Annotated in this window: 26 protein-coding genes; 18 read left to right on the top strand and 8 right to left on the bottom strand. The window is 43.3% G+C overall.

Features of this window, described 5'->3' with window-relative positions; all coding sequences use genetic code 11:
• Positions 1 to 43: 43 nt before the first annotated feature.
• On the top strand, positions 44 to 970 hold the full coding sequence (locus ACTD55_RS11610) for an ABC transporter ATP-binding protein (RefSeq protein ID WP_438864498.1): 927 nt from the start codon (positions 44 to 46) through the stop codon (positions 968 to 970).
• The gene (locus ACTD55_RS11605) at positions 967 to 1,971 is read left to right on the top strand and encodes an ABC transporter permease (protein WP_438864497.1); all 1,005 of its coding nucleotides are present in this window, start codon (positions 967 to 969) and stop codon (positions 1,969 to 1,971) included. Before ACTD55_RS11610 ends, ACTD55_RS11605 begins: the two co-directional genes overlap by 4 nt.
• 703 nt (positions 1,972 to 2,674) lie before the next feature.
• On the opposite strand, the gene ACTD55_RS11600 is transcribed toward ACTD55_RS11605, so the two are convergent.
• Positions 2,675 to 3,433 carry a PEP-CTERM sorting domain-containing protein gene (locus ACTD55_RS11600; RefSeq protein WP_438864496.1) on the bottom strand — a complete coding sequence of 253 codons (759 nt, stop codon included), beginning with the start codon at positions 3,431 to 3,433 and terminating at the stop codon, positions 2,675 to 2,677.
• 386 nt (positions 3,434 to 3,819) lie between these two features.
• Positions 3,820 to 4,620, bottom strand: coding sequence for a M48 family metallopeptidase (locus ACTD55_RS11595; protein WP_438864495.1), 801 nt, complete (start codon positions 4,618 to 4,620; stop codon positions 3,820 to 3,822).
• A gap of 168 nt (positions 4,621 to 4,788) precedes the next feature.
• Here ACTD55_RS11595 and ACTD55_RS11590 point away from each other — a divergent pair, with 168 nt between their 5' ends.
• A complete protein-coding gene (locus tag ACTD55_RS11590; RefSeq protein ID WP_438864494.1) occupies positions 4,789 to 6,336 on the top strand; it encodes a hypothetical protein in 1,548 nt (515 codons plus the stop codon).
• A gap of 84 nt (positions 6,337 to 6,420) precedes the next feature.
• Here the strand turns inward: ACTD55_RS11590 and metK are convergent, their stop codons facing one another.
• On the bottom strand, positions 6,421 to 7,572 hold the full coding sequence (metK, locus tag ACTD55_RS11585) for a methionine adenosyltransferase (RefSeq protein WP_438864493.1): 1,152 nt from the start codon (positions 7,570 to 7,572) through the stop codon (positions 6,421 to 6,423).
• 383 nt (positions 7,573 to 7,955) lie between these two features.
• Between metK and tkt the strand changes: the two genes are divergently transcribed.
• The 5 genes from tkt to ACTD55_RS11560 all read left to right on the top strand — a co-directional run bounded on the left by tkt (position 7,956) and on the right by ACTD55_RS11560 (position 14,953).
• The gene (gene tkt, locus ACTD55_RS11580; protein WP_438864492.1) at positions 7,956 to 9,947 is read left to right on the top strand and encodes a transketolase; all 1,992 of its coding nucleotides are present in this window, start codon (positions 7,956 to 7,958) and stop codon (positions 9,945 to 9,947) included.
• Positions 9,948 to 10,049: 102 nt separating this feature from the next.
• Complete coding sequence (epd, locus tag ACTD55_RS11575; RefSeq protein ID WP_438864491.1) at positions 10,050 to 11,066, top strand: erythrose-4-phosphate dehydrogenase; 1,017 nt, start codon at positions 10,050 to 10,052, stop codon at positions 11,064 to 11,066.
• Positions 11,067 to 11,244: 178 nt separating this feature from the next.
• Positions 11,245 to 12,405 (top strand): phosphoglycerate kinase, encoded by a 1,161-nt coding sequence (locus tag ACTD55_RS11570; RefSeq protein ID WP_438864490.1) that lies wholly within the window; start codon positions 11,245 to 11,247, stop codon positions 12,403 to 12,405.
• A 683-nt stretch (positions 12,406 to 13,088) separates the two neighbouring features.
• Positions 13,089 to 14,039 (top strand): endonuclease domain-containing protein, encoded by a 951-nt coding sequence (locus ACTD55_RS11565; RefSeq protein ID WP_438864489.1) that lies wholly within the window; start codon positions 13,089 to 13,091, stop codon positions 14,037 to 14,039.
• A gap of 104 nt (positions 14,040 to 14,143) precedes the next feature.
• A complete protein-coding gene (locus tag ACTD55_RS11560; protein ID WP_438864488.1) occupies positions 14,144 to 14,953 on the top strand; it encodes a restriction endonuclease in 810 nt (269 codons plus the stop codon).
• A 294-nt stretch (positions 14,954 to 15,247) separates the two neighbouring features.
• Here the strand turns inward: ACTD55_RS11560 and fbaA are convergent, their stop codons facing one another.
• Positions 15,248 to 16,324: a class II fructose-bisphosphate aldolase gene (gene fbaA, locus ACTD55_RS11555; RefSeq protein WP_438864487.1), complete on the bottom strand. Its 1,077-nt coding sequence runs from the start codon at positions 16,322 to 16,324 to the stop codon at positions 15,248 to 15,250.
• A 482-nt stretch (positions 16,325 to 16,806) separates the two neighbouring features.
• Here fbaA and ACTD55_RS11550 point away from each other — a divergent pair, with 482 nt between their 5' ends.
• Positions 16,807 to 17,535 carry a DUF481 domain-containing protein gene (locus ACTD55_RS11550; protein WP_438864570.1) on the top strand — a complete coding sequence of 243 codons (729 nt, stop codon included), beginning with the start codon at positions 16,807 to 16,809 and terminating at the stop codon, positions 17,533 to 17,535.
• A gap of 79 nt (positions 17,536 to 17,614) precedes the next feature.
• On the opposite strand, the gene ACTD55_RS11545 is transcribed toward ACTD55_RS11550, so the two are convergent.
• The 4 genes from ACTD55_RS11545 to ACTD55_RS11530 are packed head-to-tail and all read right to left on the bottom strand — an operon-like array spanning position 17,615 to position 20,976.
• Complete coding sequence (locus ACTD55_RS11545) at positions 17,615 to 18,685, bottom strand: OmpA family protein (RefSeq protein ID WP_438864486.1); 1,071 nt, start codon at positions 18,683 to 18,685, stop codon at positions 17,615 to 17,617.
• A gap of 57 nt (positions 18,686 to 18,742) precedes the next feature.
• Positions 18,743 to 19,177 carry a secondary thiamine-phosphate synthase enzyme YjbQ gene (locus ACTD55_RS11540; RefSeq protein WP_438864485.1) on the bottom strand — a complete coding sequence of 145 codons (435 nt, stop codon included), beginning with the start codon at positions 19,175 to 19,177 and terminating at the stop codon, positions 18,743 to 18,745.
• Positions 19,178 to 19,196: 19 nt separating this feature from the next.
• Positions 19,197 to 19,634 carry a transcriptional repressor gene (locus ACTD55_RS11535; RefSeq protein ID WP_438864484.1) on the bottom strand — a complete coding sequence of 146 codons (438 nt, stop codon included), beginning with the start codon at positions 19,632 to 19,634 and terminating at the stop codon, positions 19,197 to 19,199.
• 58 nt (positions 19,635 to 19,692) lie between these two features.
• Entirely contained in the window at positions 19,693 to 20,976 is a 1,284-nt protein-coding gene (locus ACTD55_RS11530) for a hypothetical protein (RefSeq protein WP_438864483.1), read from the bottom strand.
• Positions 20,977 to 21,271: 295 nt separating this feature from the next.
• Between ACTD55_RS11530 and dusA the strand changes: the two genes are divergently transcribed.
• From dusA to ACTD55_RS11485, 9 genes are all read left to right on the top strand, one after another.
• Positions 21,272 to 22,240 (top strand): tRNA dihydrouridine(20/20a) synthase DusA, encoded by a 969-nt coding sequence (gene dusA / locus ACTD55_RS11525; protein ID WP_438864482.1) that lies wholly within the window; start codon positions 21,272 to 21,274, stop codon positions 22,238 to 22,240.
• Positions 22,241 to 22,460: 220 nt separating this feature from the next.
• On the top strand, positions 22,461 to 22,736 hold the full coding sequence (locus ACTD55_RS11520; RefSeq protein WP_438864481.1) for a hypothetical protein: 276 nt from the start codon (positions 22,461 to 22,463) through the stop codon (positions 22,734 to 22,736).
• A 5-nt stretch (positions 22,737 to 22,741) separates the two neighbouring features.
• Entirely contained in the window at positions 22,742 to 22,882 is a 141-nt protein-coding gene (locus ACTD55_RS11515) for a hypothetical protein (protein WP_438864480.1), read from the top strand.
• A gap of 451 nt (positions 22,883 to 23,333) precedes the next feature.
• The gene (pspA, locus tag ACTD55_RS11510; protein WP_438864479.1) at positions 23,334 to 23,993 is read left to right on the top strand and encodes a phage shock protein PspA; all 660 of its coding nucleotides are present in this window, start codon (positions 23,334 to 23,336) and stop codon (positions 23,991 to 23,993) included.
• Positions 23,994 to 24,058: 65 nt separating this feature from the next.
• On the top strand, positions 24,059 to 24,262 hold the full coding sequence (locus tag ACTD55_RS11505; protein WP_438864478.1) for a PspC domain-containing protein: 204 nt from the start codon (positions 24,059 to 24,061) through the stop codon (positions 24,260 to 24,262).
• Positions 24,263 to 24,275: 13 nt separating this feature from the next.
• Positions 24,276 to 24,608 (top strand): hypothetical protein, encoded by a 333-nt coding sequence (locus ACTD55_RS11500; RefSeq protein ID WP_438864477.1) that lies wholly within the window; start codon positions 24,276 to 24,278, stop codon positions 24,606 to 24,608.
• 80 nt (positions 24,609 to 24,688) lie between these two features.
• The gene (locus tag ACTD55_RS11495) at positions 24,689 to 25,120 is read left to right on the top strand and encodes a copper chaperone PCu(A)C (protein ID WP_438864476.1); all 432 of its coding nucleotides are present in this window, start codon (positions 24,689 to 24,691) and stop codon (positions 25,118 to 25,120) included.
• 19 nt (positions 25,121 to 25,139) lie between these two features.
• Positions 25,140 to 26,135, top strand: coding sequence for a DUF2333 family protein (locus ACTD55_RS11490; RefSeq protein WP_438864475.1), 996 nt, complete (start codon positions 25,140 to 25,142; stop codon positions 26,133 to 26,135).
• Between the two features lie 3 nt (positions 26,136 to 26,138).
• Positions 26,139 to 26,891, top strand: a complete 753-nt coding sequence (locus tag ACTD55_RS11485) for a TIGR04219 family outer membrane beta-barrel protein (RefSeq protein WP_438864474.1) — start codon at positions 26,139 to 26,141, stop codon at positions 26,889 to 26,891.
• Positions 26,892 to 26,980: the final 89 nt, after the last annotated feature.

Below are 26,980 nucleotides of genomic sequence, written 5' to 3'. Positions count from 1 at the left end.
CCGATAGAGTATGGAAAACATAAACCGCCACCGGATTGTATCAATGCAGGCAGAATTAACCGAAAAGACATCAACAAACGTGATGATTCAGGTCACTGATTTACTCAAAACATTTAAAGGCATTAAAGCTGTTGATGGCATCAGCTTTACAGTGCCGGCTGGAATTTGTTTTGGACTATTAGGGCCAAACGGTGCCGGTAAAACCACCACTATTGAAATGATGGAGGGTATATCCAAACCTGATGGTGGTGAAATTCGTTATTATGGCCAGCCGATGAGCCGGGAAATGAGCCAAAAAATCGGTATTCAGTTTCAAAATACCGCATTGCAGGATTTTTTAACCAGTCGTGAATGTCTCACCTTGTTCCGCAGCTTTTATCAACATAGTTTGTCTGAAGACGAGCTGATGGATATTTGTGACTTACATGACTTTGCCAATCAGGATCATCGCAAGCTGTCGGGTGGGCAAAAACAACGGCTGTTGCTGGCCTTGGCGCTAGTGAATGATCCGGATATTTTATTTTTGGATGAACCCACTACCGGACTTGATCCCCATGCGCGGCGTAATTTTTGGGATCTGATCAACAAAATCAAACAACAGGGCAAAACCATTGTTTTAACCACCCATTATATGGATGAGGCAGAACAGCTGTGTGACGATATCGCCATTATGGATAAGGGCTGCATTATTGCCAGAGGCGCCCCCAAAGCCTTGTTGAGTGAACATTTTAAAGGTGTGTTGATCCGTTTACCCCAGCAAGACTTGCCCGCGAAGGTGTTGAGCCAGTGTCAGCCCCGTCTGGAACAAGGGCATTATTTTATTAATACCGATCATGTGGAGCAAACGCTTAAATTATTGGTAGAACAGTCGGTGTTGCTGGAAGGGCTGCACGTTAAATCGGCGAATTTGGATGATTTATTTTTAAAACTGACCGGCCACGGTTTGCAAGGTGAAGGAGTAAAAGCATGAGCAAACGTTTCTGGGCCATATTCAAGGCACGTAATCTGGAATTTTTCCGTGATCGTTCTTCATTAGGCTGGAATTTACTGTTCCCATTACTGTTGGTGATTGGCTTTGCCTTTATTTTTAGTGGCGATGGTCGGGCCGAATACAAAATCGGCTTATTGGGCGACACGCCCGAGCAGAGCCGTTTTTTTACGCTGGAACATGTGCAGTACGTTGATTATCAGGATAGCGCCCTTGCCCAGCGTAAATTACAGCAGCATAGTCTGGATTTACTGGTAGAACCGAGTAGCAAAACCTACTGGGTTAATCAAAGCTCCCCTAAAGGATATTTTGCCGAACAGCTATTAATAGGAGATTTACCGGATTATCAGCGAGAAGTGCTGGATGGACGAGAAATCCGCTATCTGGACTGGGTGTTACCGGGCATTTTAGGTATGAATATGATGTTTAGTTGCCTATTTGGGGTGGGCTATGTGATCGTTCGTTATCGCAAAAGTTCAGTACTTAAACGTCTAAAAGCGACCCCGTTACATGCCGCCGAGTTTTTAACTGCGCAGGTGTTATCGCGACTATTTATTGTGCTGGTGATTTCAGGCGGGGTGTTTATTGCCTGTGACTGGATGTTCGACTTTTATATGTTGGGCAGTTATCTGGATTTATTGATAGTAGCGGCGTTGGGCGCGACGGCCATGATTGCCTTGGGGTTATTAATGGCCTCCCGCAGCCACAGTGAAGAACTCACCGGAGGCCTGTTAAATCTGGTTAGCTGGCCAATGATGATGTTATCTGGAGTGTGGTTCTCACTGGAAGGTGCCCCTGCGGCAATGCAAACTTTCGCCCAGTTTTTACCCTTGACCCAGTTGGTGAGTGCCGCTCGGGCGATTATGACCGACGGTGCTACTCTGGCCGATGTGCAACAACAAATCTGGATCATGCTGGCAATGACCTTTATCTTTTTGGGGCTCGGCGCGTGGTTATTTAGATGGGAAGGGGATGGGCGGTGATACACGTGTATCATCCCGGTAGTTGTTTGAGCCGGAACGGGATCCAGTAACTTAGGTGTAAAATCTAAAGTAAGTCATTAAATCAACCATTGTTGTCGCGCTGGCGACGGCAGCCAAAGGGGAATAAATGACGATTCCCCTTTGGAATCCCGCGTCACCCTTGCAGTAACAACACAAAAAATTTGTTCAGGCATACCGATAACGCGCTAAATCCACATCCCTTCAGTTAACGCTTTCTCGACATCCTTGTCTCGAATATCGGTACGCTAATCTGAACAAGTTTTTTGTTTACTGCAAAGGGAAAGTAAAACCAAATCCGTTCGTACTTATCTAAAATGTTGTCTTCCTACAGGCTTCGTCATTCCTGTTGTTTTCGTCACCCCGCTAGTTTTTTGAGCCGGGATCCAGTGTTGATATGGTTGATAACTTCATTATGGATCCCTGCTCAAAACACCGCAGGGATGACGGGGTTGAACACCGCAGGGATGACGGGGTATAAGCGTTTGGCTGATCAATAATCGCTGAATTAATCTCGTTGTAATTTGGTAAGCTGAATTCGAAGAGAAAATAAAAAAGCATCAACCAAATTGGAAGATGCTTTTTGATGCCGTTGCATTTAATAATGAGTGACGACAAACGTGGAATACATGAATTTACGCGAAATTGTTGGCGAATATCATAGTAGCCCCTGAAGTTTTAGCCGTTAAACTGAGCGCCTTCTGCGACTAGCGGCTAGACCAAGTAAGCCCAAACTAAAAATCGCGATAGAGGCAGGCTCTGGCACTTGAGCAGCTTCGCGGACGAGCCATGTACCTATATCAGCTCGCTCACTTGTGGCAGTATATGTGCTTGTGATTCGGACTAGGTCACTATAATCTTTTGTTGCAGATTGATAATCGTATACCAATCCAGAATAGATATATGTGGAATTGTAGTAGCTTGAAGTTGCCCCCCAAGTCTGCCCTATATTAGCTGGATCACTGCTCCCTTCATGAAGTGTGTCACCAAACAATCCGATAAAAGTCTCGATATCGGACGATGATGCGGATAGGCTGGTGCCGGTGTACGTATTCCCGCTGATGTATTCTCCATCAAAAAAACGACTAAACATTGCAGCCAGATCATTACTGCTGACGGTAGCCCAGCCCAGAGCATCGGTGGTTGATAATGCTGCTATATTTGATGAAAAACTAGCATTTGCAGTAAAAGTTACCGAAGCATTTAGCTTGTTATCATCGGTCAAATCATTAACGATATCATTGTATGAAATTCCATTAGTAACGGTTAAATCCAACCACTCCCACACTGTTCCATCAGCACGATATTCGGTGGTGATAACACCATTATTAATAAAGTTGTCCTTACCACCATTGACGATATAGCCTGCATTGGCAACATTCACCAAGCAACTGCCTGCCAGCATAATGCTGACTAACGTGATATTTAATATTTTGTTTTTCATTCAATATTTCCTTTTACATCATTTCCGATGGAAATTAAGTCGATAGCGGCCAAAAACATAGGTATATACAATAATTCATGATTCAAAAAGCAATTTTCGAGCCAGTGTGATTTATTTTTATTTTTCATATGGTTATGCATACTTGCTTAGTTTTTATTGCTTAAGATGTAAAATTATCTGACATTAATTGAATGAACTAAATAGTTGAAATATGGTAAAAAAACTATCTGGTTAGTTACTTTTGGTGCTTTCATCATAAAATTAACTGAAATGAGCCGATTGAAGCCGAGCTAATGTATGCGTTTGGCTGCCATACTGTCTTTCTAACGCTCTCCATTCCCGTTTTTAACTCGTCGCTCGAAGCCCGATACTCGCAGCTTGTTTATCTATCCCTTAGTACAATTGGGGTGCTGCTGGGCATTGGCTTGTAGCGCTTTGGCCTGTGGCATGTGTTGTTGCAGGTCTTTGATACGACTTTTCGGTGAGGGGTGAGTAGAGAGTAGTTCAGGCTGTCGCTGACCATTACTGGCTTTTTCCATGTTTTGCCATAGGTTAACGGATTGCTGTGGATTAAATCCCGCTTTAGCCATTAAATCCAGACCGATAATATCGGCTTCGGATTCATGGGTTCGGCTAAAGGGCAACTGCACACCCACCTGCACACCGAAGCCTAACGCACTCATAATTTCAGCATTGTGTCCGACCTGATTGGCTTGCAAAATCTGGTTGGTGGCTTCCATTCCCAAGCCAATCAAAGTGCTATTCGACATTCTTTCATTACTGTGTCCGGCGATAACATGACCCACTTCATGGCCAATAACCGCAGCGAGTTGATGTTGATTTTCGGTAACGTCGAGTAAACCGGTATACACCCCGATTTTGCCTCCCGGCAGGGCAAAGGCATTCACTTGAGGATCATCAAACACCACCACTTCCCATTTGCCACTATAGACTGAAGCGGGAACTTGCTGGGCGACATAGCCTGCCACGCATTGGACAAATTGGTTGTCGACTTTAGCGTTAGAAACTTTTTGTTCGCTCTTCATACTATCAAATGCTTGCACACCCATCTGATCCATCTGATTGTCAGGGTAAAGCTTTAGCTGCCTGCGTCCGGTCGGTGAGGTTGTGCAGGCCGTTAAGCATAAAACGGATGTTAATACTAAGATTAAGGTTTTGTTTTTCATAAAGTAATTCATATTTATTAGCCTGTCTTTAGTGTGCAATAACCGATTCATTAAGGCTATAACAAAGTTGGGTGAAGCGTGACTTTTTATTCTAAGCTTTAGATAAATTGATGTTTAAAATAAGGAATTCAAGCCTGATGAGATTCACTAATCAGCAGTTGTCGTTATATGCAAACCGCTAATCTCAAAATCATCCTCATTTCCAATTCCATGCAACGTCGCCAGCAAATTGCCCGGGCGCTTTATACGGTTGGGTATACCCAATTAACAGAAACAGATCGTGTCGCGGATTTGTTTAATTTGCATAAAGTGGATTATGACGTTGTTGTACTGGATGAGGCAGTCGCTGACTGGCAAACCAATGCTGAACTGGTGCGATATTTAACCTTTAGCCGCACGGTACCGGTTTGGTGTACGTTTATTGTGGTGGCTGACGAGGTTGAACGTGAGATGGCCCAATTACCGTTTCGTTATTTAAACAGCAAGGTTGTGCCTAATCCGTTAAGTAAAGACAAACTCTATCCACTATTAAGTCAGGTTGAAAAATCACTGGGTTACCTGAAAAACCTTATTTTGACCGTTGAATCCGCTGACCAGCGGCAAGTGCCGGAAAACCTCAAACGAGCCAGAGCCAAAACATTACCCGCAGAAGTTAAACGGGATCTAAATGGCATTGTCATCCGTACGTTATTTATCAACGGTCATAGTCAGACTGCGTTTAATATGGCTGCGCAAATAGCATCGCCGGTGCAACGCTATTGTGCAGAGTTATTGATGAGTTTGCTCAGTGGTGGGCGTGAGCAACTCAATTCCTGTTTAGCACAGGCTGAGCAGATCCCAAATCTGGCATCGAGAGTGGTCTACTATCGTTGTTACATCAAATTGATTGAAAAGGATGTTGCCGGAGCAAGGGCCACGTTGGATCACATACCGGAACAAGTTATCAGCGCCAACGATATTCAGCTGTTAGGGATATTCGAGTTAATGGCAAAGGGGTTTGATAGTGCAATGAGTTATATACAAACCAAACCCAATGCCCGGATGGGGATCGGAGCAAGTCATCCGTTATTTCAGTTATCCGGATTTGTTTTTTTGGTGATTAATTTGCTGTCAAAGCAAAGCTCAGGGCAAAAAATGACCACTGAACGTTTTGCGTTAGCTGAATTCGTCGGTTTTAACACATTACACAATAGCCCTGATCAGTTAGGTACCTTCATACCTTATTTGCATTTACTGTCCAATATTTTACTGGGGCAGCAATCGGTTAAGGTACTCGAACAGGAACTCGAACGATTGATGTTGGTTGCTGAGCCCTTAAATAGTGCTCATTGGCTAATGTTGGCCGCCAGTGCCATTGGCTTACAACAAAATAAAAGAGCACTGGATTTGCTGGTACGAGTCGACATTGCGCTAAGCAAAATGGAACCTTGTGTCGAGTTTATTACCTTTGAAATTTTATGGACAACCTTAATCAATATTGTGTCCCAGTCTTCAGATAAAATAAAAGTGATGCGTTATGTCGGAGTTCAGTTGATGCAACGCAAGGTCAACTATCGCGCGATGCGACGTTTGTATTCAATATGGCAGGATTGCCCAAATGACGACGCAACCAATCAAATACTCATAGAGTTGATGAAACGTTTATCTTTGCAAGAATATTTTGATTTGCAGCTAAAAAAACTGCAAAGCGATAGCCCGGTCGACTCAACTGCCTGATGATGTTGCAACCCCGGGTTGTTATGATGGTAAAAAACCTTTCGACCTCCTGATTTAATTCAGGAGATCGACTCTAATTAGCGATTATAATCCGGCTTCATCTCGCAGCGAATCTGCTTTATCGGTGGCTTCCCAAGGGAATTCATCACGTCCAAAGTGCCCATAAGCTGCCGTTGCTTTATAGATAGGACGTTCCAGATCGAGCATTTTTAACAAGCCGAATGGACGCAAATCAAAATGCTTGCGAACCAGCGCCACCAGAGTTTTGTTATCTACTTTGCCGGTACCAAAGGTATCCACACTAATTGACGTAGGCTCTGCTACGCCAATCGCGTAGGAAATTTGAATTTCACAACGCTCGGCTAATCCGGCGGCGACAATATTTTTAGCCACATAACGGCCAGCATAAGCGGCTGAACGATCCACCTTGGATGGATCCTTACCCGAAAACGCACCGCCACCGTGACGAGCCATGCCACCATAAGTATCGACAATAATTTTACGCCCGGTTAAACCGCAATCGCCCATTGGGCCACCGATGACAAAACGGCCAGTGGGATTAATAAAGAATTGTGTATCGCTATTTAACCACTGTGCTGGCAATACTGGTTTAATGATTTCTTCCATCACTGCTTCACGCAAATCCTTGGTGCTAATGGAGTCACAGTGTTGAGTCGATAACACCACTGCTTCAATTCCCACTGGTTTATCATTTTCATAAGCAAACGTGACCTGGCTTTTAGCATCCGGGCGTAACCAAGGTAAAGTACCGTTTTTACGTACTTCGGCCTGGCGCTTAACCAGCAAGTGTGAATAAGTAATCGGGGCGGGCATTAACACGTCAGTCTCATTGCTGGCGTAACCAAACATTAAGCCCTGATCGCCGGCTCCCTGATCTTCCGGGCGCGAGCGATCTACGCCTTGGTTAATATCTGGTGACTGTTTTCCGATAGCATTGAGTACGGCACAAGAATCGGCATCGAAGCCCATATCAGAATGGGTGTAGCCAATATCACGTACCGTCTTGCGGGTGAGTTCTTCAATATCGACCCATGCAGTGGTATTAATTTCACCACCGACTAAAACCATACCTGTTTTGACAAAAGACTCACAGGCTACACGTGCTTTGGGATCTTGTTCCAGAATGGCATCCAATACCGCATCAGAAATCTGATCCGCGATTTTATCCGGATGACCTTCGGATACCGATTCGGAAGTGAATAATTGTTTCGCCATGGCGGGTTCCTTAAATACAGTTTGTCAGCTCGTGGACTTAATTGGGGGTATTCTAACGGCTAAAAATCAAATTACCAGCATTTACATCTAGACGTCTAAATGGCTATTTGTTAAGTTATCGTTCCAATCGGGAATAACTTGAGTATTTAGTCTTTAATATGACGGTAATGAATCTCTTTAATATGACGGTAATGAATCGTTGCGCGCCTTGTATTAAGTGCAACAGAGTTAAATATTTTTTTATATATTCTTATGTTATTTCACTTGCCGTTGCAGTTCGTCAGTAGCTAAGACAGAATGGCAACCCAAAATTAGATATGTGCCGCTAGCTAACTATAAGAAGTGCCGCTAGGTGGCCGACGAATAAATTTACAGGAGAAGCTATGCCTTCACGTCGAGAACTCGCCAATGCCATCCGCGCATTGAGTATGGACGCGGTACAACAAGCCAACTCAGGTCACCCAGGTGCACCCATGGGAATGGCTGATATTGCTCAGGTACTTTGGACCGATTTTATCCAACATAATCCGTCTAACCCTAAATGGGCAAACCGCGATCGTTTTGTGTTGTCGAATGGTCATGGTTCAATGTTGATCTATTCGTTATTGCATCTGACCGGTTATGCTTTACCTATCGAAGAGTTAAAAAACTTCCGCCAGTTGCATTCAAAAACCCCGGGGCATCCTGAATATGGTTACACCGAAGGCGTTGAAACTACGACCGGGCCGTTAGGCCAAGGGATCAGTAATGCGGTGGGAATGGCAATTGCTGAAAAAGCATTAGCGGCTCAGTTTAACCAGCCGGGTCATGATATTGTCGATCACTTTACTTATTGTTTCCTGGGTGACGGCTGTCTGATGGAAGGTATTTCCCATGAAGTATGCTCATTAGCCGGCACACTTGGCTTAGGTAAACTGGTAGCATTTTGGGATGACAACGGGATCTCGATTGACGGTGAAGTAGAAGGTTGGTTTACCGATAATACCCCGGCTCGTTTTGAAGCTTATGGCTGGCAAGTGATCGCTGATGTGGACGGACACGATCCAGAAGCGATTAAGGCGGCTATCGAAGCGGCACGTGCTGAAACCGACAAACCAACATTAATCTGTTGTAAAACCGTGATTGGTTTTGGTTCACCGAACAAAGCCGGTAGCCATGATAGCCATGGCGCGCCATTAGGTGCCGATGAAATTACTGCCACTCGTAAAGAACTGGGCTGGTCTCATGCGCCCTTTGAAATCCCTGCCGATATTTACGCAGGTTGGGATGCTAAAGCTGCCGGTGCAGTAAATGAACAAAATTGGAATGAGCAATTTGCCGCTTATCAGCAAGCCCATCCGGAATTAGCTGCCGAATTTGAGCGTCGTACCAAAGGCGAATTACCGGCTGATTTTGAAGCAAAAGCTGATGCGTTTATCCAGCAATCGCAAGATAAAGCGGAAAATATTGCTAGCCGTAAAGCCTCACAAAATAGTATTGAAGCCTTTGCCAGCTTTTTGCCTGAGATTTTAGGTGGATCTGCTGATTTGGCCGGTTCAAACCTGACATTATGGTCAGGCTCCAAGGGGTTAACCGCAGATGATGCCAGCGGTAATTATATTTATTACGGTGTGCGTGAATTTGGCATGACCGGTATCATGAATGGTATCGGCTTACATGGTGGTTTCCGTCCTTATGGTGCGACGTTCCTGATGTTTATGGAATATGCCCGTAACGCATTGCGGATGTCTGCACTAATGGGCATTCCCAATATTCAGGTTTATACCCATGATTCAATTGGTCAAGGTGAAGATGGTCCAACCCATCAACCTATTGAGCAAATTGCTAATTTGCGCATGACACCCAATCTGGACACATGGCGCCCTTGTGATGGTGCTGAAACTGCAGTGGCTTGGAAATCTGCGTTGCAGCGCACTAGCGGCCCTTCAGCGTTGGTATTTAGTCGTCAAGGTTTAGCTGCCCAAGCGCGAGATGCCCAGCAACTGGCTAACATTGCTCGCGGTGGTTATGTGCTTAAAGATTGTAGTGGTACACCCGACGTGATCCTGATTGCGACCGGTTCTGAGGTGGGGATTACAGTTGAAGCGGCTGATTTATTAACCGCACAAGGTAAAGCGGTACGAGTAGTATCTATGCCAAGTACTAGCGTATTTGATCAGCAAGATGCGGAATATCGTGACTCGGTATTACCTAAAGCGGTAACCAAGCGTGTGGCAGTAGAAGCCGCCCATGTCGATTACTGGTATAAATATGTTGGTTTTGAAGGCGCGGTTGTCGGCATGACTACTTTTGGTGAGTCCGCTCCCGGTGGAGCATTGTTGAAGCACTTTGGCTTTACTCCAGAAGCCATTGCGGCCAAAGCTAACAGCTTATAATGACTTTCGATAAAGTCTAACTAGCTATAGAATAGGGCGCTTTTTAGCGCCCTGATTTTTTTGGGGTTGGTTAAACCTTATCAGTGAGATGATCAATAAATAATGCTGCGTATTGCAATCAATGGTTTTGGACGTATCGGTCGTAATGTATTGCGGGCGTTGTATGAGTCGGGTCGTCATCAACATATTCAGGTTGTGGCAATTAATGAATTGGCCGCCCCCCAAGGTATTGCGCATTTATTGAAATACGATACCTCCCACGGCCGATTTGGTTTTCCGGTCAGCTTGGATAACGATCGGTTGATTGTGGCGGGTAATCCGATTCAATTATTGCATCATGCCAATATTGTTGATTTAGACTGGCGAGCGTTGAAAGTTGATATTGTGCTTGAATGTACCGGAGTTTATGGAGATCGGGCTGCTGGGCAAGCGCATCTTGATCAGGGGGCGGGCAAAGTGTTGTTTGCTCAGCCGGGTACACCGGATATGGATGCCACTATTATTTATGGCATTAATGACGATGTATTGAGCCATGACGATAAAATTGTCTCCAATGGTTCTTGCACCACCAATTGTATCGTACCGGTGATCCAAACATTGGATAATGCGTTTGGGGTCAATAGCGGCACTATTACGACGATTCATTCCTCAATGCATGATCAACAAGTCATCGATGCTTTTCATGATGATTTGCGTCGTACGCGAGCGGCTAGCCAATCGATTATTCCGGTAGATACTAAACTGGCTTTGGGGATTGAGCGTATTCTGCCCAAATTTGCCGGGAAGTTTGAAGCCATTGCGGTGCGAGTGCCAACCATTAATGTGACCGCCATGGATTTAAGTGTAACGCTGGATACCGAAGTGAGTATTCATGACGTGAATACGGCTCTCAAGCAAGCCAGTAAAGGTCGCTTGCAGGATTTACTCGGTTATACCGAAGAACCGCTTGTATCCTGTGATTTTAATCACGATCCCCACTCCTGTATTGTGGATGGTAGTCAAACTCGTGTCAGCCATAAACAGTTGGTTAAAACCTTGGTGTGGTGTGACAACGAGTGGGGTTTCGCCAATCGAATGTTAGATACCGCGATGGCAATGTATCGCCTTGAAACTCAATAATGAGCACATGCTTCGGTAACATATACCCAAAATCATTGGAATTGCACGGCAGCAGCAAATGAATGAGAGCCCATGAGCTTAGTTTACTAAGTGAGTGAGGCGAATAAGTGCAGCGAACAAACGTGCAGTTTCAAGGATGAAGGGGATAAATTTAAAACCATAAAATTAAGGAATAATCATGTCTGTAATCAAAATGTCTGAATTAGACTTAGCCGGAAAACGGGTGTTGATCCGTCAAGATCTGAATGTACCGGTATTAAACGGTAAAGTGACTTCTGATGCGCGTATTCGTGCCTCCTTGCCCACCATACAAGCCGCGATTGACGCCGGTGCCAAAGTAATGGTGATGTCACATTTAGGCCGTCCTACAGAAGGCCAGTTTGAGCAGGAATATTCGTTACAACCTGTTGTGGATCATATTGCCGCCAGTGTGGATTTTCCGGTGCGGTTGGCCAACGATTATTTAAATGGTCTGGATGTGAAGGCGGGTGAATTAGTGATTCTGGAAAATGTGCGTTTTAATCCGGGTGAAAAAGCCGATGATGAAACCTTATCCAAACAATATGCCGCTTTATGTGATGTGTATGTAATGGATGCTTTCGGTACCGCGCACCGTGCTCAGGCGTCAACTCATGGAGTAGGTTTACACGCTCCTGTCGCTTGTGCTGGTCCGCTGTTAGCTGCCGAACTGGAAGCCTTGGGCAAAGCGCTGGATAATCCGGCTCGTCCTTTAGTCGCGGTTGTCGGTGGCTCTAAAGTGTCTACCAAGTTAACCGTTCTGGATGCGTTATCTAAAGTGGCGGATCAATTAATTGTAGGTGGTGGTATTTCCAATACTTTTATTGCGGCTCGCGGTTATAACGTGGGTAAATCGTTGCATGAAAAAGATTTGATCCCCGAAGCCAAACGGTTAATGGATAGTCTGGATATTCCTGAAGCCATTGATGTTCGTGTTGGTACCGAGTTTTCCGATACTGCTCCTGCGACAATTAAAAATGTGGATCAGGTACAGGATAACGAAGAAATCATGGATTATGGTCCACAAACTGCCGAAAAAGTCGCTCAGGTATTAAAAAGCGCCAAGACTATTTTGTGGAATGGCCCGTGTGGTGTGTTCGAGTTTGATAATTTCTCAAAAGGCACTGAAGTGGTCGCACGTGCTATCGCAGAAAGTGACGCGTTTTCTATTGCTGGTGGTGGTGATACGTTAGCCGCCATCGATAAATATGGTTTGGACGATAAAATTTCCTATATCTCCACCGGTGGTGGTGCCTTCCTGGAGTTTGTTGAAGGTAAAGAGTTACCGGCAGTTGCCATGCTGGAAAAACGCGGTAAGTAGTCTGCCGATATAACCAAATAGTTAGCCAAGCTAATTGTTGTAGTTTAACGCCGCTGCCCAGCGGCGTTGTTGTATGTTGGCCTTTATTCACGTCATCCCGGTGATGTTTTGGGCCGGGTTCCATAAAGTTTAAAACCCAAAAAAACAGAATATTGCATCTATTGCTACGCAAATTAGCATGGTCATAAAAGTTAATTTTGGGTGTCGCGCTGGCGACGGCAGCTTAGGGGACTGTGCTGCCGCAGTCCCCTAAGAACCCCACGGCACCCTTGCAGTAAAAACACAAAAACCTTGTTCAGGCCTACCTGTATCACAGCAAATCCACATCCTTTCAGCCGCTGTTTTCTCGACATCCCTGTCTCGAATACCGGTAGGCTAATCTGAACAAGGTTTTTGTTTACTGCAAAGGGGAAGGTAAAACCAAAACCCTTCGTCCTGAGATCGAGGAACGGGTAGTCGACGGATGAATTTATTGCGTCATACCCGCGAAGGCGGGTATCCAGAAACTTGCGGGTGAAAAGCCGCCTTTGTTTTTTGACTCATAAATAACTCACATCTAACAAATTGATTTACTTGAATATGCAGCGTATTGTCGGAAAAATAAATCAGCAAAGAAGGAATTTCACCCGGTACGAATACGGGGTTAATTCCTTCTATGAAATTGTTAGGCCTCCGGAGAAACGATGAAATATCCAGGACAACCTGAATCACCTCCGAGCTGGTACAGAGATCGGGGTCAATCTTATATTGAGAAAGAGTTCAGTAAAGAGTTGGGTGACATAGCAAATGCTATTGAAAATGAACATTGGTTTGGTGACCCCGAAAAACACAGCAGGTACCGAGTTGATTTTCTTTTAAAAGATGCTCGATTGATCGTTGAGTTAGACGGCCATGACTACCATTCTACAAAGGAGCATCTGGAGAAGGACGCTATACGCCAGCGATACTTATCCCGAGCAGGATATACAGTGATTAGATTTACCGGCAGGGAAATCAATCGCAACCCCGCAGGTTGCGTATCTGAAGTTCGCCAAATTTATAAAGAAAGAATTCAGCGATCACCAGCAAAATACCGAGTCATGTACATAGACTATCCCTTCATATGCAGGGAAACAGCAAGAGCAATTGGCTTTTTCAAAAAACTTCATCCTGACAGAAGTTTTGCTGAAGTGAGTTTAGAGGATTTTATTCCCCATGCAATTCAGTGGCTCCATGAGAAGTCTTTCATCGCCGTTTTTGTGTTCCATCCCGAAGAAGATACTCATGAGATTGCTCACTTAGATGGATATGTTAAAGAATACGATAAGGGCGAGGTTCGTATAAATACAATTTGTGAAGAGTGGTATAGCCTAGAGCTTGGGAATCATATGGTTGCATTCTCTCACTTGTTTGATCAGTTCTTCCTAGTAGCAGACGACCCTGTTTATCGTGAGCCCATGAGAGCTGTACTACCAAAAGAGTTTACGCCAAGACGTTTAGGGTCATTTGAAAGTGAATATCTAGCCAACGGCAAGCTTTTAAGAAAGGGTAATGAGGAAACTGCATTTTCAGGTACAGATTTAGCTCGGGTGCTGTGGCAAAACATTTGGTACATCATTGGTGCATCGCGAGGCTTGGAACTCCATGAGATGTAAGCCTAACAATCGCAGGCAAAGCGACGGCTTTTCCATTGCGGCTGCGCCTCCATTACAAAGCCGCGCTTGCTGCGGGCGTTATGCATCTACTAGGAAATTAAGATTTGACTAATAGAAACACGGAATATGAAAAGCTAGTTGCCGAAATCCATCAAGGAATGTTGGACTTTGACGGATTCGAAAATCTGCGAGTAGAACATGACGTTATCATAACTGGTAAAAGTGGAGCCACTCATCAAATTGATGTTTATTGGGAATTTAAAGCTGCCGGAACAACTTACAGAACTTGCGTTGAATGCAAAAACTATAAATCAGCAGTAAAGAAATCTCATGTAGCTTCTTTTGCAGAGATATTACGTGACATAGGAAATGCCAATGGAATCATTGCAACAACAAGCTCCTATCAGAAAGGAGCAATCTTATTGGCGAAAGAGAATAATATCCGGCTTGTTTTAGTTAATCATCTGATTAAATCAATTCATTATGCAATACAACCGATAATGAGTGATTTTAAGAATACTAAATTCAACTTTAATCAAGATAGTGCAAAAGAAGCTTTGATAAGAAATGGCCTAGATAAATATGAAATGAACTTCACTTATCCTGGACATCATCCACTCCTCGATGAGCATGGTGAGGTTGCTGTTAGGTTAAATGAACTAATAAACACGAGTAATCTAGTGGAAGGCGACAATACCTTAGATTGCTCAAAATACTACCTTGATGTTGAAGGTTTAGGCCCTGTTCAACTAGATTCCATTGAAGTCGATATGATTCACTACGAAGCACAACCTATAAAAGGTCTTGTAGAATCACCTAACTCTGCAAGGGCTGTAATAGAAGATATAGTTGATGAAAACGTCCATTATTTACATGATGACGGAACAGTAAGTGACGTGCCGAATAATGCATAACAAACCGCTGAAATGCGTTCCGGCCACAAAAAAGCGTGGCCTCCACCGGACTCGCTAACGCTCGCCGTTTAGCGGAGCGTTAGCAGGCTATCCGAACAAGTTTCTCTGTTTCAGGGGAAGTTAGAGTCGTTAGTTAAAACCAAATCCGTGCGTCCCGTTCCATTTGATAAACTCAGGATGCATGGAAAAGAAATATACGCGAAGAACAACGATTATTTTTTTGGCTGGTTAGCCAATAAAAAAGGCGATGCAGATGAACTGTATCGCCTTTCACATCAGCATTTCAGCTATAAGTTACAGTACATCCACCGCGTTCAGATCAGAGAAAGCTTTTTCCAGACGGCGCACCATTGATAACTGGCCTTCGCGCAACCAAACGCGGGGATCATAGTGCTTTTTATTTGGGGCTTCTTCGCCATCAGGATTACCAATTTGGCCTTGCAGGTAATCTTTTTTGGTTTCGTAGTAATTTTTCACTCCTTCCCAAGTTGCCCACTGGGTGTCGGTGTCGATATTCATTTTAATGACGCCATAGCTGATGGACTCTTTGATTTCGGCTTCGGTGGACCCTGAACCACCATGGAATACAAAGTTTAAACTATTGTCTGGTAAGCCGAATTTCTCAGATACGTAAGCTTGAGAGTCTCGTAATATGGCTGGAGTTAATTTTACATTGCCGGGCTTATATACACCGTGAACGTTGCCAAAAGACGCGGCGATGGTAAATCGTGGGCTAATTTTCATTAGCTCTTCATAGGCATAGGCGACTTCAGATGGTTGAGTGTAGAGCAATGAGGAATCCATACCGCTGTTATCCACGCCGTCTTCTTCACCGCCTGTACAGCCTAATTCGATTTCCAGCGTCATCCCCATTTTAGCCATACGCGCCAGATACTCTTTGCAGGTGGCAATGTTTTCTTCAATAGGCTCTTCTGATAAATCAATCATATGTGAGCTAAATAGTGGCTTACCGGTGGCGGCAAAATGCGCTTCTGAAGCGTCTAATAAGCCATCAATCCAGGGCAATAACTTACGGGCGGCATGATCGGTATGCACAATAACGGGCACTCCGTAGCTCTGTGCAAGCGCATGAACATGATGAGCACCGGAAACACTGCCTAAAATAGCGGCTTGTTGACCGTCTAATTTCAACCCTTTCCCTGCGTAAAATGCACCACCACCGTTGGAGAATTGAATGATAACCGGGGCTTTGACTTTGGCCGCAGCTTCCAATACTGCGTTAATTGAGTCGCTTCCAACCACATTAACGGCTGGTAAAGCGAATTTATTTTCCTTGGCGACTGAAAATACTTTTTGTACGTCATCACCGGTAACAACACCGGGCTTAACAAAATCAAATATTTTGGACATGTAAAGGGCCTTTTAGTTAAACGTATTAGCTGCTGAAGATAGTGTCAGGATAAACGTCACGTCTGGTAAAGTCTAGGTCGATTGGCTCCTTTAAGCGGCGTTTTATGTTGTAATATTTAAGTCAGGATATTAGTCATTTCGGTCCATTTTTTGGCCGAGTATTCAAACCATGCGAGGGAAAGCGTTACGTTATTTAGAAGGGGGAGCGTTGTAAATGATCACAATGGGAGGAAATGTTACTCTTTTAAATAAATACCTTCTAATCGTAAAATATTCGTTAATATTCAGTAAAAATAAGGTTTGGGAAGATAAAATTTGATATAAATATCAGTAATTGTTTGGTGTGATATCATATTTACCTTACAATATGTGCGCATTTTTTGACCGACAATCTAGTAGTTAAGGCCGTATTGATGATAAAAAAACTTGTAATTTGCAGTCTCGCTTTCGTTCCAATGGTCAGCATGGCCGGAATCGATTTAATGTCTCGTTTGTATATGGCGGACAATAGCAGTAATCCAAGTGATAGCGGTGAAAATGTTAAACCGTTCACAATGGATGGTGAATTCGGTTTGATTAAAACCACCGGGAATACTGAAACAACGTCGATTAAAGCTACGCTTAGTGCCCACCAAGAGTTAGAGCAGTGGAGCAATGATTACATTGTCGAGTCTTTATATAAGCAAGATGAAGTAGATAGTGATGATGGTCAAATCACCAAAACGACTGCTCAAAAAGTGTTTGTATCTGGTCAGGGTAACTATAAGTTAACCGACCCGAATCATCGTATTTTTGCCTTTGCTTCTTATGAAGATGACCGTTTCAGTGGTTATCAATATCAAGGCACACTGGCTACAGGTTGGGGACAACAGGTTTGGAAAAACGATACCAGCAGTTTTAACTACAGTGTCGGTCCGGGTTATTCATTTGCCAAAACGGAAGAAGGTGAAGATGCCAGCGGGTTTATTGTTCGTGGCGCGATGGATTATCAATGGAAAATTTCACCAACTGCAACGTTTCGTCAGTTAATCAGTACTGAAATTGGTTCGGACAATACCAAGTCTAAATCAGAAACCTCGGTAGCCGCTAAGATTAATGGTTCACTCGCCTTGAAAGTGTCGTTGTTACTTAACCACAACAGTGATGTGGTTGAAGGGAATGAAAATTTGGATACCCAAACGGCGGTCACCCTGGTGTATACCTTCTTTTAATCGTTCCTGCTTTGTATCAAATATTAAAAAAGCCAGTCGATTGACTGGCTTTTTAATTTTTAATCAATTAGTTGTTTGATTAATCACGTTTAACTTTGGTTTCTACTGTTGTTGAGACTTTGGCGTGAATGCGACGATTTTTCTTGGCCGCTTCAGGTGTATTGGATGTATCCAGTAACTCTGTTTCACCATAGCCTTTGGCAGTTAAGCGACTGGCATCTACGTTATAGCGTTCAATTAACAGTTTTCTGACCGCATTAGCACGAGCTTCAGACAACCACTGATTGTAATCTGCTTTGCCTACTGCAGATGTATGTCCGCCAATTTCAGCCGATACCGACCCATAGCGTGCCATAAAGTCTGCAAATTTTTGTAAATCAGGGCTATCCGGATCGGTGATTTCACTGCTGTTATTCGGGAACAAAATATTCAGTACAACCGAATACGATTGTTCCATGAAGATGCTACAACCATCTGCATCTACTTTATCGGTTTTCGGGGTTGCCGGGCATTTATCATCCTGATCCAGCACTCCATCACCGTCTGAATCGATGGGTGCTGCAACGACTTTGGGTTCTTCCCGTGGTGCTGCAGGTGGAGGAGTTGCTTTATGCTGGTTTGAAGCGGTATTAAAGGTATAAGCAATACCCAGTTTTAAGCCAAAGTCATTGTATTCCTGTCCGAAATCATAATAACTGGCTGCCTCGGCAACGACTCGCCAATGGTCGTTAATTTGAAAATGTTTACCAATTCCGACATTCGCCATTCGATAACTGGTATCTAGGGTTTCATGTTTTAATCCGGCAAATAAGTAAATAGATTTTTTATCCAAAAAGTAAAGGGCATCTAAGCCTAGACGATCACCACTTTCATCATCGAAACCATCTTTAGCATCAATATTTAAATGTGACCATTCAATCCGTCCTGCCCAACGAGGGCTGAAACGCAGTCCCAGCTCAGCGCCGAAACCTTTTCCATCATCCAGATATTCCAGTGGGGCGGGTTTGTCAGCATCAGTATTATAGTATTCGATAAAGCCAGCTACCCAGCCATCTTCTAATGCATCATCAGCTAATGCTTGTCCTGATAACGCAAATGCGCCAGTTATAAAAAGTGCACAACCGATTTTATTTAACTCAACGTGTTTCATATTGCATTCCTTGTTAGCGATATAACCTCACTCAGAATATCGGGTTTTGCCTAGAGATCAACTGACGCCATTTAGCGTCACTAGTAAGCGCCTACTACCTCCGTGATTACGATATTCGCATAAATAAATGCCTTGCCACGTTCCTAATGCAAGCCGGCCATTTTGAATTGGTATATTTAGGCTAACTCCCATAAGGCTAGACTTTATATGTGCTGGCATATCATCAGGCCCTTCGTAGGTATGCTGAAAATAGCTTATATCTTCCGGTACTAAATGATTGAGGTAGGCATTCATGTCAGTTCTGACGGTAGGGTCGGCATCTTCATTAATACTTAAACTGGCACTAGTATGACAAAGAAACAGGTTAGCCATGCCGAGTTGATAGTCAGGCAATGTATCTAATGAGCTGATAATTTCATCGCTGATTAAATGGCAGCCTCGTTGGCGTGGGGCAAGGTTGATGGTGTACTGGTGCCATAACGGGGTTTTCATTCCAATGACCTATAACACTTTAATGTTGTTGGCAGCTAATACATAAGCCGTGTGCTTCGATGGTTTGGCTTTGTACTTTAAATCCAAATTTATGTGCTTGTTTATCTAAGGTGTCTTGTAAACCGGCTGATTGTATCTCTTTTACGTCACCGCATTGATCACAAATTAAAAATTGTACCGGGTGGTTACAGCCAAAATGGTGACAAGCCACAAAGGCATTGCTCGATTCTATGCGATGAACTAAACCGAATTCGAGGAGAAAATCCAAGGTACGATAAACGGTTGCCGGTTTGGCCGTGTTTTCGGTTTCTTTTAATTGGTCGAGTAACTCATAGGCACCGATAGCGCCTTCTTTTTCAATTAATAATTTATAGATTTTTTCACGCAATACGGTGAATCTGGCCCCTTTGTCTTCACAATACATACGGGCTTTAAGCACTTGGGATTCTATTGTCATCGTCATTTCTTGTCGCCAAATTTAGTGCAGTTTATCACAGGCTGTTTGGGCTGGATTATTAATTTTGATAAAGCGGCAAGTTGGCTATCCGCTGCTCAATTAGCTGACGTTTTTGCTGATATAACTGACTGTCTACTTCACCAATTTGTTGATTGAACTGTTGTTTATTTAATCCTTCCGGCAGGTCAGCAATCAATGGGAAAAAATCACTCTCACTAATACCTCGAGCAATCTTCTGCTGGATTAGACTGGCATATTCAGGATCGGTGGCGGTTTTAGCCAGTTCAATGCCTGCCATATCCGCAGATAAATCGGCGAAGCTGAAACCACTGCCTCCGGCACTGCGGTCCATCAGTTCCTTAAATTCGCCAACCGCAATGGAAATGCCTTGTTGTGAGAGAATTTCGATGGCGGCAGAATAGATAAAATGCTGGCACAAATCACGGCGATGGGATAACAGTAATTGATGGTTCGGCTTGGCTTTTTTTAATAACGCTGGCTCTATATTGCCGGTGAATCGGGCAAAATGGCGACTACCATCGAAGATGGCCATCGCCAGCAGTGCTGCACGATTTTCGACGCTGGCATCATGATTAATTGAGCGCTTTTGCGCTTCTTTGAATAAAGGGCCTAGATACTGGGTCACTGAAATGGCCGGGAGTTGCAGATCGATTACTTTTACTTGAGTTAAAAATTGCAAATAATGCACAATGCTTTGTTGAAAAAGCTGTTCCTCTTCTGTGAGTTCGCGCTTTAATGACTTCATTGCCGTCAACAGATCGTAAACCGGGGCGACTTTGAACATCAGCTTATCTGGATCCATGTTGACTTGAGTGATCCGCTTCGGTAACTCAGAGGCAATTTGACTGCCGCTATACCAATCCAAAGACCAGGTTAACAGCGATAAAGCCATGTCTCCTGGCAGACGAATATCGCCTATTTGTACATTATCAATTTTCAGCTCATTAGCAGTCTCTAGCCATATACTGACATTTATAAATCGACCAAAAGGATTACTCGGCAGTTGATAGCTGATGGCTAATACACTGTGCTGATAATTGAGTGTGGCTTGGGCTTTTATGTTGGGTTTGGCTCGCTGTACAAAGCCGGCCAAACTATTGAGTTGCTCGGCTTTTAGCTGAATAGACTGGTGTCGCCGTGAGCGTGCCAGTGAGCGTTTTAATTGATCCAGTAAAACCGGCAAACTATCGGCTGATTCAACTTGTTGGTTACTTTGGGCTACCACCAGAGGTTTATCGTCGATGGCAAAATAGAGCAGGCTAACAAAAATGGCCAGTAAGCAGATCAATATCCACATTGAAATTTTTAGAAAACGCGCCATTTTATGCTACTAAATCACGAGGAACCACAGATGTTAAAACGTTACCAATTCAACGCTTATAACGCCAGCTTTTAGCGATGTAAATGTGAAAAAAAACAAATATTATCATGGTGTTGCATTAAGTCTAATAGACGCCAAATAGCGACAGTGGCATTGCATGGGATAATAAATTTTTTATCTAAATTATAAAATGAGCTCCCAATGACGAAGTCGATAAGCTCGATGGTAAAGTAAAATTGAGTATCAATAGTGTTCAGAGTAAAATACGCGGCCTTTTTTCAGTAAGTTGGAATTTATGCTGCCTCGCACTATTTCTGTCGCCCCCATGTTAGATTGGACGGATCGCCATTGCCGCTATTTTTTGCGTCAAATATCCAGACAGACGTTGTTATATACAGAAATGGTCACCACAGGTGCAATTATTCATGGTAAGGGTGATTATTTAGCTTTTCATCAGGCTGAGCAGCCGGTGGCATTGCAGTTAGGGGGCTCAAACCCACAGGAGATGGCTGACTGTGCCAGTCGGGCTGAAGGTTACGGCTACAATGAAGTGAATATCAATGTCGGTTGTCCGTCGGATCGGGTGCAAAACGGTCGTTTTGGAGCCTGTTTAATGGCTGAGCCTGAAACCGTTGCAGAGTGTGTCAGTCGTATGCAGCAAAAGGTGGATATACCAGTAACGGTTAAGTCGCGTATCGGTATTGATGATATGTGCGAAGTCGAAGATTTGACCCGTTTTATTCAGATTGTGGCTGATGCCGGCTGTGAGACTTTTATTATCCATGCTCGCAAGGCTTGGTTACAAGGATTGAGTCCCAAAGAGAATCGCGATATTCCCCCACTAATGTATGAGCGAGTCTATCAACTCAAACAACAATTTCCTGATCTGCATATTAGTATTAATGGTGGTGTTAAATCTCTGGACGAGGCGGCCACACACCTTGGTTATATTGATGGGGTGATGATCGGGCGTGAGGTATACAGCAATCCATGGATATTGGCAGAGGTCGACCAACGTTTTTACCATCAGCCGGAAAATGCCCTTTCCAGAGCCGATATTGTAATGCACATGGTTGAATATACCGAACAACAGATGACTGAAGGTGCGCGTTTTTGGCATGTCGCACGGCATATGTTGGGGTTGTTTCAAGGGCAACCCGGAGCACGTGCGTGGCGTCGTCACTTAAGTGAAAATGGCACTAGTCAACAGGCAACACCAGAGTTATTCATGCAGGCAATAAATGCTATGCATACCCATCGCTAATTTCCTTTAAATAAGCGCATTCTTTTTATTGGTTAAATTGACCACTTTAATTGGTTAATTTAACCAATTAATCATTCTCTTATCTCACACCTTACAACTCAGTCCTGAGTGAATTGATAAAATATCCATTAAAAACAACGATTTAATTTATTTTTTAAAATTGGCACAACTATCGCAATAGTTACTGCGACTTAATTATTAACTTCACTAGGAGCCAATCATGTTAACTAAAGTCAAAACAACAATTGCCATTTTGGGTATCAGCTTGTTTGCTAGCACTGCGGTACAAGCACAAGAATTCGACATGCAGAAAGTTTCGTCAGAATTGATGGAGCAAGCCGTTAAGCTAGTCGATCAACAGTTACAGCAACAATTGGAAAAAGCGACTTTTTTTGAGTCTGAACCAGTAGCTGAAATGCCAGAACTTAACACCGAATCTGAGGTGGTATTGCACACCGAAGATGCACCCGTTACCGTTGCGGTCAATGTTGAGTAATCAGAATGATTAGCCAACTGGATTTACTTAGTATTTTGATGGTGCCCGTCGTCGCTTATTTAGCAGGGGCAATCATTTTGACCTTAGTTGAAGCTAAACAAAACTCAATCAATATCGCACATTCCCCCCAACAAGACAGTCAGTAAGTTGTCGACTGTCTTGTGATTCTATCCTGAATAATAAACCCCTGATTTAAACTCATTTATCTGTCATCCCGACTATTGTCGTGATTCCCGCTGTTGGTTACCGCTATACACTTATTACTCTTTTTGCGCGATGAACGTTGTGCTGCCTGAATATCGACTCGCGGTGATGATCATGTGGAATAGTCATGTTGAGACGCTGAACCGTTTATGCATGGCTTAATTTAAAGTCGGAATTATGTGTGGATTGTAAGGTGGTCAAATTCACTAATTAGTTAGCTTTTTTGACTAAGTTAGTGCTTTAACACGATGAGCCGTTCAGCCTTATTTAGTAAACGCATTTCAAAAAGTTCTTTTATAACAGTTGGTTACGATTATTTTTAAAGTTGGCATAACACTTGTTATAGCTATGTAGTAACAACCTTAAATTAAATTATTAGCGTGGAGAAATAAAATGGGAATGTTCACTCGAATTAGCGACATTGTTCAATCAAATATTAATGCCATTCTGGATAAAGCTGAGGATCCACAAAAGTTGATCCGCCTTATTGTGCAAGAAATGGAAGAGACAATGGTTGAAGTACGTTCTTTGGCCGCCAAGCAGCTAGCGGAGCAAAAAAGTTTGCTACGTCAACAGCGCCGTCTACAGAACAAACAATCTGAATGGCAACAAAATGCAGAATTAGCCTTAAGTAAGGGGCGTGAAGACTTGGCTCGTTCAGCATTATCAGAAAAACAGGCCATTGAGCAAAAACTGGCAGAGTTGGAAAAACAGCTTGAGTCAGTCAACCAGATTATTAGCCAATTACAAAATGACAGTGCTCAGTTGACCACCAAAATGGCAGAAGTCAGGGCTAAACAGCATTCGCTTGTCATGCGCCAGCAGTCAGCGTCGGCGCGTTTAAAAGCCAAAGTGCAAACAAGTAGTGAGCAATTAGCCGATTCGATCCAGCGTTTTGAACACTATGAGCGTCGTGTGGATCATCTGGAAGCCCAGGTTGATGCATATGAATTTGGTTCAAATCAGGACAGTTTGACAAATGAATTCAACAAGTTGCAGCAAGAAGACCAGTTGGAAGCAGAATTGGCTGCACTTAAAAAGAAAGTCGCCTAATGAAATTTGGTAGCGGTACTGTTGAACGGTGCCGCTATTTTTGACGCTTTATTCAGGAGTACCTTATGAAAGATTATTTTGATAACACTCGTAGTTTATACAAAGTCCAATTCGGTAAAAAAGTCAGTGGTGTTTGCGCCGGATTAGCGCGTTACTGGAATACCGATGCGTGGATCATTCGAATTGCTGCGCTGATTTGCTTATTGCTATTTCCGGTCCCCACAGCCATTGCCTATTTATTGGCCGTTATCTTGTTACCTAACCGTTGATAGGAGAAAGAGCATGTTCAAAAATCTAATTATTGCCGTGCTGGTCGGGATTATTCTGACCTGGTGCTTTGGCGAAGTGATTAGTGACTGGGGACAAGTTATGGTCTCAGTAGGAGATGAGCATTTAACCGGCATGGCTGGTTGGTTTTCTTTTGCAGTTGTTGGCGTGATTATGTTGTTACTCGGCTTTTTTCTGGCGATTAGCATGCTTAGCGTCCTGTTATTTGTTGGTTGTGTGGTGATTGGTTCAATTATTCTTGCCGGCGCTGCGAGCCTGTGGCCAGTAGTGTTGATGGCAATTGTGATAATCTGGCTGGTGAAAGATCGCAATGAAGTGAGCAATTAAGATTAAATCTAGCTTGGTTTATGACTCGATTTACTGAATAATTTCATTGCCCCATATAACTTTACGTTGCGGAGATTAAGATGCGATTATTAGTGTTAGCGTTATTCACCTTGTTATCTACCAGTGTTGCTGCACAGTTAGTCGTTTCTGAGGCCGAGGTTCGCCTTCTTCCACCCGGTGTACCTAATACGTCGGCTTATTTTAATATTGAAAACACCGGTACTACCGATCAAGTGATTATTGGCGCACAAAGTAACGTAGCCAATAAAGTCGAATTACATGCGCATATGATGCATAACGATATGATGCGCATGATGCAGCAGGACAGTGTTACAATACCTGCCGGGAAAGTCGTTAAGTTTGAACCAAGCGGCTTACATTTAATGTTATTTGATCTTAAACAGCCATTACATCTGGATCAGACTGTCCAGTTGACCTTAATCATGCAAGATGGCGAAACCTTAACGTTTTCCGCTAAGGTGATTAAGCCCGGGTCACATACACATCATTAATCATCACTGGAGATCGATTGTGAAACAATATCTAACCAGTAAATGGATCATCATCAGTTTATCGGTATTGCTGTTATTCTTTTATATCATTGCAGTTTATTGGAGTATTGAACCCGACCAGTTTGATCCTAAGCAAGCTGCCTATCAACAGTTAAATGAGGCTAACGCGACTAAGCCGGTTGCGGGCTTTGTTCTTACTTCAACCCTGATCCAGGTGTCACAGACTTTACTCGATAAGCCCGGTGGCTATTTATCCAATGATGTTATGCCACCGAGTGTATTAATGGACAATATGCCAAGTTGGGAATTTGGTGCGTTGGAAATGGTACGTGATTTGGCATTAGCCATGCGTCGTGATTTTAGTCGCTCTCAATCACAGTCACGGGAAAATGCCCAACTGACGCTTGCTCAGCCCAAGTTTAATATTGACCATCGTGGATGGTTATTGCCGTCTGCCGAGTCACAATATCAAGAAGGGATTGATGCATTAATTCAATATCGTAAAGGGTTATTGGATACTGCTGATAATTCAGCCCAGTTTTATACAAGGGCAGATAATTTGCGTGATTGGTTAAAGCAAGTCGAAAAGCGTTTGGGAAGTTTATCCCAGCGCCTGAGTGCCAGTGTTGGGCAGGAACGTATTAATACCGATCTGGCCGGCGATAACGCGGCACAACAGTCTACGCCGACCCATGATCAGGCTTATTTGAAAACCAGCTGGTGGGATTTGGATAATGTTTTCTATGAATCCCGCGGGGCGTGCTGGGCGTTACTGCATTTTCTCAAAGCTGTTGAAGTCGACTTTGCCGATACCCTTGAGAAAAAGAATGCCTTAATCAGTTTGCGGCAAATTATTCGCGACTTGGAAGCAACCCAACAAACCGTATGGAGCCCCATGATTTTAAATGGCAGTGGTTTTGGCACTATGGCTAATCATTCATTGGTCATGGCGAACTATATTTCCCGCGCCAACGCTGCTTTAATTGATTTAACTGAATTACTGACGCAAGGATAAAAAATGAAGAAAACACTTATTGCAGCCGCGTTACTTGGTCTGACAAATACGGTTTATGCCGATACATTGCTAGGCGTCTATGCTGGCGTTCAAGGCTGGAATATTGGTGCGGATGGCGGGTATGCCGATGATAGTAATTTAGCTAATTTTTCATTTAATGATAAAACCAAAGCGTCTTTTTATGTGGCATTGGAACACCCCATTCCGTTAATTCCTAACCTGAAAATTCGTCGTACCAGCTTTAGTAATAATGGTGATACTACCCTGACCAGCAGTTTTACTTTTGGCAATCAAACCTTTGAGGCTGACTCCAGATTAGTTACCGATATTGATCTTACTAATACCGACTATGTTTTGTACTACGAATTATTTGATAATGATCTAGTCAGTTTTGACTTTGGTCTGAATATTAAAGATGTGGATGGAAGTATTTTTGTTCAGGATGCTGATAACGCCAGCTTAGACGGAACCGAACATTTTTCTGGCTTTATTCCATTACTTTACAGCAAGTTTATCGTAGAAATGCCATTAACCGGGTTAGGTGTTTACGCAGAAGGCAATTATTTGTCTATTGATGATCATAAGGTGTATGAATATCAAGCTGCAATCACATATAACATGATGGAAAATTTTGCCCTGGATGTGACTTGGCAATTGGGCTATCGCTCTTTTGTTTTGAAGCTCGATGATTTAGATGGAGTCTATTCCGACTTGGAATTTAAAGGACCATTTGCAGGCGTTGAGGTGCATTTTTAATATCTATATTTGTAAATAATTATCCAATAAAGTCCAGTTTACTGGACTTTATTGTTTGTCACAGACGCTAAAAACCTTTTCAATAACCA

The sequence above is a fragment of the Neptunicella sp. genome, from assembly GCF_048268085.1.
In the GTDB taxonomy this organism is placed as follows: Bacteria; Pseudomonadota; Gammaproteobacteria; order Enterobacterales; family Alteromonadaceae; genus Neptunicella.
Note: the sequence above shows the minus strand (reverse complement) of the source record. Positions and strands in the feature narration are given on the sequence as shown.

Excerpts from the sequence above, each read along its gene's own strand:
- ACTD55_RS11610 (WP_438864498.1), top strand. The coding sequence starts at position 44 with ATGCAGGCAGAATTAACCGAAAAGACATCAACAAACGTGATGATTCAG.
- ACTD55_RS11605 (WP_438864497.1), top strand. The coding sequence starts at position 967 with ATGAGCAAACGTTTCTGGGCCATATTCAAGGCACGTAATCTGGAATTT.
- ACTD55_RS11600 (WP_438864496.1), bottom strand. The coding sequence starts at position 3,433 with ATGAAAAACAAAATATTAAATATCACGTTAGTCAGCATTATGCTGGCA.
- ACTD55_RS11595 (WP_438864495.1), bottom strand. The coding sequence starts at position 4,620 with ATGAAAAACAAAACCTTAATCTTAGTATTAACATCCGTTTTATGCTTA.
- ACTD55_RS11590 (WP_438864494.1), top strand. The coding sequence starts at position 4,789 with ATGCAAACCGCTAATCTCAAAATCATCCTCATTTCCAATTCCATGCAA.
- metK (WP_438864493.1), bottom strand. The coding sequence starts at position 7,572 with ATGGCGAAACAATTATTCACTTCCGAATCGGTATCCGAAGGTCATCCG.
- tkt (WP_438864492.1), top strand. The coding sequence starts at position 7,956 with ATGCCTTCACGTCGAGAACTCGCCAATGCCATCCGCGCATTGAGTATG.
- epd (WP_438864491.1), top strand. The coding sequence starts at position 10,050 with ATGCTGCGTATTGCAATCAATGGTTTTGGACGTATCGGTCGTAATGTA.
- ACTD55_RS11570 (WP_438864490.1), top strand. The coding sequence starts at position 11,245 with ATGTCTGTAATCAAAATGTCTGAATTAGACTTAGCCGGAAAACGGGTG.
- ACTD55_RS11565 (WP_438864489.1), top strand. The coding sequence starts at position 13,089 with ATGAAATATCCAGGACAACCTGAATCACCTCCGAGCTGGTACAGAGAT.
- fbaA (WP_438864487.1), bottom strand. The coding sequence starts at position 16,324 with ATGTCCAAAATATTTGATTTTGTTAAGCCCGGTGTTGTTACCGGTGAT.
- ACTD55_RS11550 (WP_438864570.1), top strand. The coding sequence starts at position 16,807 with ATGTCTCGTTTGTATATGGCGGACAATAGCAGTAATCCAAGTGATAGC.
- ACTD55_RS11545 (WP_438864486.1), bottom strand. The coding sequence starts at position 18,685 with ATGAAACACGTTGAGTTAAATAAAATCGGTTGTGCACTTTTTATAACT.
- ACTD55_RS11540 (WP_438864485.1), bottom strand. The coding sequence starts at position 19,177 with ATGAAAACCCCGTTATGGCACCAGTACACCATCAACCTTGCCCCACGC.
- ACTD55_RS11535 (WP_438864484.1), bottom strand. The coding sequence starts at position 19,634 with ATGACAATAGAATCCCAAGTGCTTAAAGCCCGTATGTATTGTGAAGAC.
- ACTD55_RS11530 (WP_438864483.1), bottom strand. The coding sequence starts at position 20,976 with ATGGCGCGTTTTCTAAAAATTTCAATGTGGATATTGATCTGCTTACTG.
- dusA (WP_438864482.1), top strand. The coding sequence starts at position 21,272 with ATGCTGCCTCGCACTATTTCTGTCGCCCCCATGTTAGATTGGACGGAT.
- ACTD55_RS11520 (WP_438864481.1), top strand. The coding sequence starts at position 22,461 with ATGTTAACTAAAGTCAAAACAACAATTGCCATTTTGGGTATCAGCTTG.
- ACTD55_RS11515 (WP_438864480.1), top strand. The coding sequence starts at position 22,742 with ATGATTAGCCAACTGGATTTACTTAGTATTTTGATGGTGCCCGTCGTC.
- pspA (WP_438864479.1), top strand. The coding sequence starts at position 23,334 with ATGGGAATGTTCACTCGAATTAGCGACATTGTTCAATCAAATATTAAT.
- ACTD55_RS11505 (WP_438864478.1), top strand. The coding sequence starts at position 24,059 with ATGAAAGATTATTTTGATAACACTCGTAGTTTATACAAAGTCCAATTC.
- ACTD55_RS11500 (WP_438864477.1), top strand. The coding sequence starts at position 24,276 with ATGTTCAAAAATCTAATTATTGCCGTGCTGGTCGGGATTATTCTGACC.
- ACTD55_RS11495 (WP_438864476.1), top strand. The coding sequence starts at position 24,689 with ATGCGATTATTAGTGTTAGCGTTATTCACCTTGTTATCTACCAGTGTT.
- ACTD55_RS11485 (WP_438864474.1), top strand. The coding sequence starts at position 26,139 with ATGAAGAAAACACTTATTGCAGCCGCGTTACTTGGTCTGACAAATACG.